Genomic DNA, 11313 nt, shown 5'->3' on the forward strand with positions numbered 1-11313 from the left:
GACTATCTCCGAAATGTCGATATATACTAAACATACAGAAATTGATAAGACATTATGTTGAAGGAAGCAGCTGGGAGGTGAAAAGTTTGAGTGAGCGTGTGATCCTGCATAGTGATATGAACTGTTTTTATGCCAGTGTAGAAATGCTACATCATCCGGAATTTGCTGGAATGCCTCTGGCAGTCGGTGGTGATCCGGAAGCCCGGCATGGAATTGTGCTGACAGCAAATTATATTGCCAAGAAAAAAGGAGTAAAAACCGGAATGGCATTATGGCAGGCGAAACAGGTTTGCCCGGAAATTATTTTTGTACCACCACGGATGGATTTATATTTGCGATTTTCTCAAATGGCAAGGGAAATCTATTCAGAGTATACAGATAAAATTGAGCCATATGGAATTGATGAAGCCTGGCTGGATGTATCAGATAGTGGAAATCTGAAAGGAAGCGGAATGACGATTGCGAGAGAAATCAGCCATCGGATTAAATACGAACTTGGAGTAACAGTGAGTATTGGAATTTCCTGGAATAAGATTTATGCGAAACTTGGTTCAGATTACAAAAAGCCGGATGCAATCACAGAGTTTAATCGAGAAAATTATAAAGACAGGATATGGCAGCTTCCTGCGTCAGATTTGCTTTATGTCGGAAGACAGACAAATAAGAAATTGCAAAAACTTGGAATCCGGACAATCGGGCAACTTGCGGAATCAGACGAAAAGTTGTTAGAGAGTCATTTTGGAAAAATAGGAAATGTATTATGGGCTTTCGCAAATGGCTGGGATGAAGATCCGGTTTGCAAGGAAGGATATGAAGCACCAGTAAAGTCGATAGGTAATAGCACTACAACACCGAGAGATCTGGAAAATGATCTGGATGTCTGGATCATTCAAATAGCATTGGCAGAAAGTGTAGCTGCACGATTGCGGAAACATGGATTTAAATGCAAAACAGTAGAAATTACAGTTCGAGATAATCGATTGTATAGTTTTTCCAGACAGATACATTTACGACAGCCAACGAATATTACAAACGAGATTGTAACTGCAGCATTTCAGCTATTTAAAGATAATTACAAATGGGAACATCCCATTAGAAGCCTGGGAATCCGAGCTGCGGATCTTGTGTTAGATGATATTCCCGTGCAGTTGGATTTATTTGGAAATCAGGAGAAAAAGGAAAAGTTAGAGAAGCTGGATCGTACTGTAGATGAGATTAGACGACGGTTTGGATATTTCAGTATACAGCGAGCGGCAATGTATCAGGATAAAGTCTTATCCCACTTAGACGCTGGTACGCACACGATCCATCCACACAGTTATTTTCATGGGTAATTGGAGGGATAGATTTGAAAAAAGTATTAACCAGAAAACAGAAAGAAAGTTATCAGTGTATTTTGAATTATACGAAGGAGCATGGATACCCGCCGACAGTTCGGGAATTTGGAAAATTGATCGGGGTGAAATCAACATCATCAACATTTTCCAGAATCAAGCAGTTGGAGTTAAATGGATATATCCGCAGAATCCCGGCATCGCCAAGAGCAATTGAGATTTTATAGTGAGGTGTCGGCATGAACAAAGTATATGTAGATGTAGTAGCAGAGTTTCGGAAAGACGGACAGCTGGTTCCCATATTTTTTACATGGGAGGATGGAAGAAAGTATAGCATTGACAGAATTTTGAAAATCGAGCGATGCGCCAGCAGAAAAGCAGGCGGTGTAGGAATGATGTACACCTGTATGATACAAGGGCAGGAAAGCCACTTGTTTTACGAAGTGGATAAATGGTTTATGGAGAGAAAAACAGCATAAGGAGAGATTGGTATAGACGATATTATTTGGATTATTAACCGGCAGGGATAGTCACTTTCCCTTTATATTCCTGCAGGTTTTACATAAGAAGAGGGATTCTGGTCAGCAAAGGCAGCTCCCACAATGCCTTTTGGATATCCGCTTCTGCAAATTGTAGTAAGTAATTGCTTCCCATCAAAATCATGGGGAAAGCGAACTGGTCTGAAAGACCGCCAGTTAGTGTGATGATGATAAGGAGATTTTGAAACTGATGACAGACAGAGATTATGCAATTAAATCAATGAAAGAGATTACCTTCCAGATGGCAAGCCATGCGCAGGATTATCTGGAAGTTACAATCGAAAGACATTATACTGATATTAAAGAACTGATGACAAGCTATCAGAAATTGATTTTGGAAAATCAGATTGTGTTAGAAGAACTGGATATGGAGTGCCAGGAGAAAATCAATGAAGATATGGCATATGCGTTGAGTTATCTGAGCATTTATAACAATCAGCTGAATGTGCCAAAGATGCACCGGGAAATGAATAACCTGATGATCATTTATGGTTTGTCAGATATGATCTATCGTGGAATGACACTGGTGAAGTTCTATGCACCGAATGGTGTGATGCTCAGTGAGATCCTTCATTCCTGTTTTTGCAGTCATTATAATAAGACAGATGTGGAAGTACAGCAGGAGTTAGGAATAGGCAGGACTTCTTTTTATAAAATGAAGAAGCAGGCACTTGGATATTTAGGATTTTATTTTTATGAGATCGTGGTACCGCAGGCAAAGGATAAAAGATTTAAACCGTCACTGGGCGTTGAGGAAGAGTAGGTGAGTAATATGAGATACGAAGATTCGATGAAAGGTGTAGCTGATCAGATAATCAAAGAACAGCAGCGAGCCAGTAAAATAAAAAACAATCCAGAAGAGTTCCATTGGCATGACGAATATGCAACGTTGAATTTCTTTCGGTTTATCTGCAAAAATATCGGTAACTTGAGAAATGGAGAAATTGAAAAAATGGTCACACGTTTAAAGAACATAGATCAGAAAGCAGTGGAAAACCATGTGAATGGTGCTGTTTGGGCATTTGATTATGATAAGATGTTCTGTGTATTGATGGAAAATGAAATTTGCCGAAAGGTGTGTGAAAAGAATAAATATAACAGTTGGATGAATCTGATTGGACAGTATTGTGTTTCAAGGAATTAAAGACGAAAAAGTTGTTGGAGAGAAATAATTTCCAGCAACTCTGTCTTTAATGAATAGAGTTCATTTTTTTATTCAACTATTCCCATGATATATACAATATGTAAATTTGCAATTCAAATATAAGTTTATGCTAAGTACAATAATAATAATTACTATTATTGACAAGAGAATAATTATCATGTATAATACAAATATACAAGAAACAAAGTGTTAGAAAAATTGTTAGGAACTTGGTAACAAAAATAAATCGACATTGAAAAGGGAAAATGACTATGATAAAATATGAATGTGAACCATGTGGATATATTTATGATCCGGCAGTAGGAGATCCAGACGCTGGTATCGAGCCAGAAACTGCATTTGAGGATATTCCAGATGACTGGACATGCCCAATCTGCGGATTAGGAAAAGATGTTTTCGTTCCTGTAGAAGACTAAGCAGAAAATGCAGGTACGAAACTGCCAGACATTAAAAGATCCTAAGAGAACATATAAAAGAAATGGAGGTCAAATTATGACTTACGATTTAAACATTACCTTTGATGACAATTTAGTAACAGGAAATGAAACAATTGATACCCAGCATAAAGAATTGATCGACCGTATCCAGAACTTTGTAACTGCCTGTCAAAATGGCGACAGCAAAGTAAAAGCAATCAAAATGCTGGATTATCTGGATGAATATACTGACTTTCATTTCAAAGAAGAGGAAAAGCTTCAGGAAAAATCCGGTTATCCAGAGCGTGAAAACCATCATGAAAAACATGAAGAGTTTAAAAAGACAATTCAGGAACTGCATGAATACCTTCAGGAGTATGAAGGACCAACAGATCGGTTCAGTGAACTTGTACAGAAAAATGTAATCGACTGGCTGTTTGGACACATTAAAACATACGACCGGTCTGTGGCAAAATTTATCTTTATGAAACAAAATCCAGACCGATGCTAAAATAAACCAGGGAACGAGTTCATTCAGAATGTAGACAATGTGATGAAGTAAACTAGGGGCTGTCACAATACAGCCCCTTTCCTGTTATAGCGATATTCTAGGTAATATATTGCGTTGGCATGACATGTTATTTTACTACTACTATATGGGAAGAGCAAGCAGCTCTTTTTTTTTGTACTTTTTATCCAATTTTAAGTTGTAAAGTCTCTTTTCATGCCAACAGAAATATGCTAAATTGATTTTATAGAACAAGATATAATTCCACTTATATATCGGAGAAAAATGAATGAGAGAGAAAACTATATATGAGAAGATTGCAGAAAAGTATAACACAACACCAGAAGAAGTACGCAGAGAAATGCAGATAGCCATAGATGCAGGATTTGATAATCCTGACCCGGCTGTGCAGGAAGAATGGAAGAAAATGACACTTAAAGGAGACAGGCCCACACCGGAAGAAGTAATCAATTACGCAGTAAAAAAATTAAAAGGAAATTAAAAATATGAAGAAAAAGATAATTGCAGTAATTTCAGGAACAGCAATTTTGATAATTGCTGCAGGAAGTATTTATGGGAAATTTGAATCCAGTCATAAAGAAGGCGAACCAGATGTAGTTGGAACTTTTTCTGTAAATCGGGATGAAAATATAACCGTGGTCGCAAATAGGGAAGATATAGAGGATAGAGAAGCGTTTGCAAGAAAACTTTTGCAGATGTACAAGGATGATTCTTTTCATTCGACAAAATTTTCCACAGACAGAGGATATGCGACGAGCATTGATATGAACATCTATTTATGGAAAGAGGATATTGAAGACGGGGAATCGGTAATGACAGCCGAATATAGACCTGTAGAATACGGAAAGGACTATGATGTTGTCAATAATCCTGATAAATTTCAACTATATATAGATGGAAAAAAGATTAAATAGTAATCTCCTGAAAGCAAACTTTTTGTCAATTATTTCAAAGAAAAATTAAAGGATAACAATACATAGTTTTGACAATGATATTTTGAAAAATTTTATAGGAATGCTCTATTATCAAATTGACATAGGAATATGGTAGCATATAATTAGAATTGAATACACTGAAAAAATGGAGGAATTACATGAAAGCACATAAATATTGGTCAGTAGGAGCTTTAATCACAATGATTGGAACTTTTTATACAGGATATAAAGGGTTAAAAGCAGCACACAAATACTTTGCATTTGGCTCTCTGATATGTATGATTATGGCAGTCTATTCTGGTCATAAAATGATTTCGGGTAATAAAAGAACAAGAAAACAGGTGAAAAATACAAAAGCGGAGGAATAGTAAATGTTAGAGTTAGGAATAAAAGCACCGGATTTTGAATTGCCGGATCAGAACGGAGAAGTGCATAAATTAAGCGATTATGCAGGAAAAAAAGTGATCTTATATTTTTATCCAAAGGATAATACACCAGGATGTACGAAGCAGGCATGTGGCTTTTCTGAGCGTTATCCACAGTTTACTGAGAAGGGAGCTGTTATTCTCGGAGTAAGCAAGGACTCTGTAGCGTCTCACAAGAGATTTGAAGAAAAATACGGACTGGCATTTACGCTATTAGCAGATCCGGAGCGTAAAGTTATTGAAGCATATGATGTCTGGAAAGAAAAGAAAAATTATGGCAAAGTCTCTATGGGAGTAGTAAGAACCACATATCTTATTGATGAACAGGGGATTATTATAAAGGCAAATGATAAAGTCAAGGCTGCAGATGATCCTGAAAATATGCTCAAGGAATTAGATTAATGAAGATAATATTATCCCCTGCTAAAAAGATGATTACAGATACTGACAGTATTGAACCGGATGCATTGCCTGAATTTATTGAAAAGACGACAGAGATACAAAGTTGGTTGAAAAGTAAGTCAAAAGAGGAACTGAAAGGAATTTGGAAATGTAATGACAAGATTGCAGAACAAAATTTCAATAGATTGGGAAATATGAATCTTTATCAGATGCTCAGTCCGGCTGTTTTATCATATGAAGGAATTGCTTTTCAATATATGGCACCATCTGTGTTTGAAGATATGCAGCTTGAGTATGTGCAAAATCATTTGAGAATATTGTCTGCATTTTATGGTGCTCTGAAACCAATGGATGGTGTGACACCTTATCGTTTGGAAATGCAGGCAAAGATCAGGATTGGAGATTCCAAAAATCTGTATGAGTACTGGGGTGACTTGTTATACCGTTCAGTAATAGATGACAGCAGGATTATCATTAATCTTGCATCAAAAGAATACTCAAAATGTATAGAAAAGTATTTGACACCACAGGACAGATATATTTCGGTTACATTTTGTGAAGCTTCTGGAGATAAAATGGTAACAAAAGGTACATATGCCAAGATGGCTCGTGGTGAAATGGTCAGATTTATGGCAGAAAATAATATTGAGAATCCGGTGGATATTAAGAAATTCGACAGACTTGGTTATTCATTCCGGTCTGATTTATCATCAGATACTGAATATGTTTTTGAACGAAAAATAGAACAATGATTTAGATTAAAGATGCTCAGCATGAGCATCTTTTAGTAATAATGAGAATTATTACTATATTATTGACAATATAATAATGATGATATACAATCCCGTCTTTTATTTGATAATTATGCAGATAAAGATTTGCCTGTTATTTTTGTATAAATAATAATGAAACCTTTTTTATATAAATTTTTTGTGATAAAATAACAGTCAGATATATAATACAGACAGGAGACAAAAGGGGATGAAATTAGATGTTTTGGGATTGTTGGGAGCGTGTTCCTATGCATTGGACTGTGTGGAAGCAGAGTTAGTGCATGTAACAGATAAGCATGCGAAGCGTGTTGCATATATGAGTGTCTGCATGGCAGAACAGATGGGAATTCAGGGGGAGAGTCTGCAGGATCTGACAGCCGGTGCGTTGTTACATGATAATGCACTGACTCAATATATTCAGGAAGAATTACACAATGATATTGCAAGTGCAATAGGTTCGGCGATTCCACTGGAGCTGGGAATTCACTGTGCGGCAGGTGAGAAGAACATGAAAGACATTCCATCCCATACGGATATAAAGAATGTCATTTTGTATCATCATGAGAATGCAGATGGAAGTGGACCTTTTGGAAAAAAATGGACAGAAGTACCGGTTTTTGCACGAATTATCCATCTATGCGATCTGCTTGACCAGGTCTGCTGCAGTGATTCTTTTGATTCAGACACCTGGCAGAAGGTAGAAGCATTTCTTCAGGAAATCACAGGTTCTATAGCGGATGAAGAATGTATAGAAGCATTTAGACATGCTTTTTCTGAACAACATTTTCTGTCACTTGGAGAAAAAGATGTGGAGACTCGTTTATGGAACAGAGTGCCGCGTACAAAACAAGATCTTAGCTTTGAACAGATTAAAGCACTGGCGAAATTTTTCGCACGCATCGTAGACTATAAATCACCATTTACGAGTACACACTCCATAGGTGTGGCTGCAGATGCTGAGAAATTATCCAGATTTATGGGATTTGATGAGGAGACAATGCAGAAAATGTATCTTGCAGGAGCGCTGCATGACATTGGAAAGGTTGCCATAGGTAACAAAATTCTGGAGAAGCCGGGAAGACTGACGGATGATGAGTTTGCAGTTATGAAACACCATGCAGCATATACTTATTCTATTCTGTCAGAAATCGATGATTTTGAAGAGATATGTGACTGGGCTGCCTTTCACCATGAAAGACTGGACGGGACAGGCTATCCATTTGGAAAAACAGCTGCTGAATTAAACACACAGGAACGCATCATGGCGTGTGTCGATATTTATCAGGCACTGACAGAAAGCCGCCCGTATAAACAGGGAATGCCACATGAAAAAGCTTACGGTATTTTAAATGATATGGTAGAAAAAGGATGGCTTGATGGAGAAATCGCTTCACAGGTTGATGCTTGTTTTGATCAGAAAATGACAGACATAATTCATGAGGAGAAACAGCTTGGAGAATAAAAAATTATTCCAGATTGGTGATGTGGCAAAAATGTTTCATATCAGTGTTGGCAGCCTGCGGCATTATGAACAGGCAGGTCTGTTGAAACCAGAATACACAGATCCGGAAACAGGCTATCGCTATTATAGTGCACGTCAGTTTGAGGTTTTAAATACGATTCGTTACTTGCGCGTTTTGGATATGCCATTGGGTCAGATTGGAGAGTTTTTGGGAAACAGAGACATCGACGTGATAGAAGATAAGTTGTTAAATCAGAAAAAACTGATAGAAAAAAACGGCGGGAGTTGGAAACAATCGAACGCAAGATATAAAAGCAGCATATCCTACAATCGGAAAAGGAACTGTATATAGAAATCTTGATATATTGGTAGATGAGGGTTCGTTAAGGAAGGTTGAAGTTCCGGATGGAGCGAATAGGTTCGATTTTTCATTGAAAAATCATTACCATGTCAGGTGTACAAAATGCGGTGAAGTTTCAGATGTGGATATGGATGAAATACCGGATTTGCTGGAAAGAATTCATAACACTCATGGAATCGAATTTTTGGATTAGGATATTTCATTTAAAGGTATTTGCCAAAAATGCAGGGAGAAGGTAAAGGGAGGAACAAACTAATGAAATATGTATGTGACGTTTGCGGATGGGAATATGATGAAGAGGAAGGTTATCCAGAAGGTGGTATTGCACCAGGAACAAAGTGGGAGGACGTTCCACAAGATTTTGAATGCCCATTATGTAATGTTGGAAAAGATCAGTTTTCAGAAGTTGAATAAAATTCTGATTATTTAAATACGGATAGATAAACAAAAACCCTGGTGCGTGTGTGAGCAACAGGGTTTTTTATTGCGATAGTTTGTGATGATATCACAGAAAATGATTTACCTTTAGCTTATAATGTAACTACAAACAAAGTAAGGAGGTAGTCTAAATGAGATTAAAAGATAAAGTTGCAATCATTACGGGTGGAAGCCGTGGTATAGGATTTGCTACAGCTGATAAATTCTTGAAGGAAGGTGCTTCAGTTGTGTTGGCAGCAAGTTCACAGGAATCGGCAGACGTTGCTGTAGATAAATTAAAAGAAAAATATCCCAATGCAATAGTTGCTGGAATTAGTCCAAATCTGGCAAGCATGGAGTCTGTCAGAAAGGCTTTTAAAGAGGCAACTGAAAAATATGGATGTGTCGACATACTGGTAAATAATGCAGGGATTTCAGAAAACACCTCATTTATGGATTATACAGAGGAGACTTTTGATAAAGTCATGGATCTAAATGTAAAAGGAGTATTTAATACTACTCGTGTAGCAGCAGAATGTATGGTGGCAAGAGGCAAGGGGGTCATTCTCTCAACTTCTTCCATGGTGAGTATTTCGGGACAGCCAAGTGGGTTTGCTTATCCGGCATCGAAGTTTGCAGTAAACGGATTGACTGTATCATTAGCAAGAGAACTAGGACCTAAAGGTATTCGTGTTAATGCTGTTGCACCTGGGATTACAGAAACTGATATGATGAAGGCCGTGCCAAAGGAAGTTATCGAACCTATGATTGAAAGAATTCCATTGCGTCGTCTTGGACAGCCAGAAGATATTGCCAATGCATTTGTGTTTCTTGCTTCAGATGAGGCGAGTTACATTACAGGTGTTATATTAAGTGTAGATGGTATGGCAAGAAGTTAAGTCAATGTGGTATGGTGATGTCATCACAGAAAAGAAATAAAAATCAGATTATAATAAAGCCACAAAGAAATGATAGGGAGGATTATAAAATGACTGCAATTAATATCAATAAAAATAATTTCCAGAGTGAAGTAATGAATTCTGATAAACCTGTCCTTTTGGATTTTTGGGCGCCTTGGTGTGCTCCTTGTCGTATGGTGGTTCCTATCATAGAGGAGATTGCAGGTGAACGCCCTGATATCAGAGTTGGTAAAATCAATGTGGATGAGCAGCCTGAACTGGCAAGTGAATTTAGTATTATGAGTATCCCAACTTTGGTGGTTATGAAGAATGGGAAGATCGTACAACAGGTTTCAGGTGCGAGACCTAAGAATGCAATTTTAGAAATGCTTTAAGGAGGAGGTGCACTAATGGGATTTTTTGATTTCCTTAAACAGGCGAATATTAATCAAGGGATAGAGGAATATAAAAGGACTGCTGGTGCAGTTCTGCTGGATGTACGTACTCCGCAGGAATATCAGGAAGGGCATATACCAGAAAGTAAAAATGTACCGTTACAACAACTTAACAATGTTGTTTCAGTAGTGAAGAATACAGAAATTCCACTGTTTGTATACTGTTATTCCGGAGCCCGAAGTCGTCAAGCAACAGGGTTGTTGCAACGAATGGGATATTCTAAAGTAAATAATATCGGTGGCATTGCTGCTTATTCAGGAAAGGTGGAAAAATAAGATGAAGGTAATAATCGTAGGAGGTGTAGCCGGAGGAGCTACAGCTGCTGCAAGAATACGAAGACTGGATGAACATGCAGAAATTACTGTGTTTGAAAGATCCGGATACATATCCTATGCGAATTGTGGGCTTCCATATTATATTGGAGACGTGATCACAGATCCGGAAGAACTTACACTACAGACACCTGAGAGCTTTTTTAAACGCTTCCGTATTAATATGAAAATTCATCATGAAGTTATCTCCATACATCCGGAACGTAAAACTGTTTCAGTGAAGAATTTAGAAAACGGTGAAATATTTGAAGAAAATTACGATAAGCTGATCCTTTCTCCAGGTGCAAAGCCAACACAGCCGAGACTTCCTGGAGTAGGTATTGATAAACTATTTACACTTCGTACTGTAGAAGATACTTTTCGGATAAAGGAATATATAAATAAGAATCATCCAAAATCGGCTGTATTGGCTGGCGGCGGTTTTATTGGTTTAGAGCTGGCAGAAAATTTGAGGGAGCTTGGCATGGATGTTACGATTGTCCAGCGGCCTAAGCAGCTGATGAATCCATTTGACCCGGATATGGCATCCATGATCCATAATGAAATGAGAAAGCATGGAATAAAACTGGTACTAGGCTATACAGTAGAAGGATTTAAAGGAAAAGACAATGGAGTGGAGATCTTATTAAAAGATAATCCATCCCTTCAGGCTGATATGGTGGTGCTAGCAATCGGAGTCACACCAGACACAGCATTAGCAAAAGAAGCTGGTCTGGAACTTGGCATCAAGGGAAGTATTGTAGTGAATGACAGAATGGAAACTTCTGTACCGGATATTTATGCAGCAGGTGATGCAGTTCAGGTAAAACATTATGTTACGGGTGATGATGCGCTGATTTCTTTAGCGGGACCTGCTAATAAACAGGGC

The 11313-nt window shown here is 37.8% G+C and carries 19 protein-coding genes and 1 pseudogene; all 20 read left to right on the forward strand.

The annotated features are described in order from the left end of the window. Positions 1-86 precede the first annotated feature (86 nt). Positions 87-1334 carry a DNA polymerase IV gene (gene dinB, locus OCV70_RS09120; protein WP_262579643.1) on the forward strand — a complete coding sequence of 416 codons (1248 nt, stop codon included), beginning with the start codon at positions 87-89 and terminating at the stop codon, positions 1332-1334. Between the two features lie 14 nt (positions 1335-1348). Continuing rightward, positions 1349-1561 carry a LexA family protein gene (locus OCV70_RS09125; protein ID WP_117854282.1) on the forward strand — a complete coding sequence of 71 codons (213 nt, stop codon included), beginning with the start codon at positions 1349-1351 and terminating at the stop codon, positions 1559-1561. Positions 1562-1573: 12 nt separating this feature from the next. Further along, complete coding sequence (locus tag OCV70_RS09130; RefSeq protein WP_005344271.1) at positions 1574-1813, forward strand: hypothetical protein; 240 nt, start codon at positions 1574-1576, stop codon at positions 1811-1813. A gap of 250 nt (positions 1814-2063) precedes the next feature. Further along, entirely contained in the window at positions 2064-2636 is a 573-nt protein-coding gene (locus tag OCV70_RS09135) for an ArpU family phage packaging/lysis transcriptional regulator (RefSeq protein WP_008688147.1), read from the forward strand. Between the two features lie 9 nt (positions 2637-2645). Beyond that, positions 2646-3017: a hypothetical protein gene (locus OCV70_RS09140; protein ID WP_262579644.1), complete on the forward strand. Its 372-nt coding sequence runs from the start codon at positions 2646-2648 to the stop codon at positions 3015-3017. A 272-nt stretch (positions 3018-3289) separates the two neighbouring features. Then, the gene (gene rd, locus OCV70_RS09145) at positions 3290-3454 is read left to right on the forward strand and encodes a rubredoxin (protein ID WP_117594029.1); all 165 of its coding nucleotides are present in this window, start codon (positions 3290-3292) and stop codon (positions 3452-3454) included. A gap of 76 nt (positions 3455-3530) precedes the next feature. Next, entirely contained in the window at positions 3531-3965 is a 435-nt protein-coding gene (locus tag OCV70_RS09150) for a bacteriohemerythrin (RefSeq protein ID WP_044924563.1), read from the forward strand. 286 nt (positions 3966-4251) lie between these two features. Beyond that, a complete protein-coding gene (locus tag OCV70_RS09155) occupies positions 4252-4464 on the forward strand; it encodes a sporulation initiation factor Spo0A C-terminal domain-containing protein (protein WP_026648209.1) in 213 nt (70 codons plus the stop codon). 4 nt (positions 4465-4468) lie between these two features. Continuing rightward, on the forward strand, positions 4469-4897 hold the full coding sequence (locus tag OCV70_RS09160; protein ID WP_186901482.1) for a hypothetical protein: 429 nt from the start codon (positions 4469-4471) through the stop codon (positions 4895-4897). Between the two features lie 179 nt (positions 4898-5076). Next, positions 5077-5286 (forward strand): DUF6219 family protein, encoded by a 210-nt coding sequence (locus OCV70_RS09165; protein ID WP_008708189.1) that lies wholly within the window; start codon positions 5077-5079, stop codon positions 5284-5286. A 3-nt stretch (positions 5287-5289) separates the two neighbouring features. After that, a complete protein-coding gene (gene bcp, locus OCV70_RS09170; protein ID WP_117854279.1) occupies positions 5290-5745 on the forward strand; it encodes a thioredoxin-dependent thiol peroxidase in 456 nt (151 codons plus the stop codon). Next, positions 5745-6497: a peroxide stress protein YaaA gene (gene yaaA, locus OCV70_RS09175; protein ID WP_117854278.1), complete on the forward strand. Its 753-nt coding sequence runs from the start codon at positions 5745-5747 to the stop codon at positions 6495-6497. Before bcp ends, yaaA begins: the two co-directional genes overlap by 1 nt. Positions 6498-6726: 229 nt before the next feature. Then, a complete protein-coding gene (locus tag OCV70_RS09180; protein ID WP_117854277.1) occupies positions 6727-7980 on the forward strand; it encodes an HD-GYP domain-containing protein in 1254 nt (417 codons plus the stop codon). 31 nt (positions 7981-8011) lie between these two features. Continuing rightward, positions 8012-8332, forward strand: coding sequence for a MerR family transcriptional regulator (locus OCV70_RS09185; protein WP_243000330.1), 321 nt, complete (start codon positions 8012-8014; stop codon positions 8330-8332). Continuing rightward, positions 8289-8534, forward strand: a pseudogene (locus OCV70_RS19715) (Fur family transcriptional regulator); the annotation flags it as partial. The gene OCV70_RS09185 and the pseudogene OCV70_RS19715, both read left to right, overlap by 44 nt. 62 nt (positions 8535-8596) lie before the next feature. Further along, positions 8597-8755, forward strand: a complete 159-nt coding sequence (locus tag OCV70_RS09195; protein ID WP_117854275.1) for a rubredoxin — start codon at positions 8597-8599, stop codon at positions 8753-8755. Between the two features lie 155 nt (positions 8756-8910). Then, on the forward strand, positions 8911-9657 hold the full coding sequence (locus OCV70_RS09200; RefSeq protein ID WP_005421611.1) for an SDR family NAD(P)-dependent oxidoreductase: 747 nt from the start codon (positions 8911-8913) through the stop codon (positions 9655-9657). A gap of 89 nt (positions 9658-9746) precedes the next feature. Continuing rightward, positions 9747-10052, forward strand: a complete 306-nt coding sequence (gene trxA / locus OCV70_RS09205; protein ID WP_117854274.1) for a thioredoxin — start codon at positions 9747-9749, stop codon at positions 10050-10052. 15 nt (positions 10053-10067) lie between these two features. Further along, entirely contained in the window at positions 10068-10388 is a 321-nt protein-coding gene (locus tag OCV70_RS09210; protein ID WP_117854273.1) for a rhodanese-like domain-containing protein, read from the forward strand. Position 10389: 1 nt separating this feature from the next. After that, positions 10390-11313: NAD(P)/FAD-dependent oxidoreductase (locus OCV70_RS09215; RefSeq protein WP_262579645.1), on the forward strand; the 924-nt coding region annotated here is incomplete at its 3' end.

Source organism: Blautia acetigignens (assembly GCF_025566865.1).
Lineage (GTDB): Bacteria > Bacillota > Clostridia > Lachnospirales > Lachnospiraceae > Blautia_A > Blautia_A acetigignens.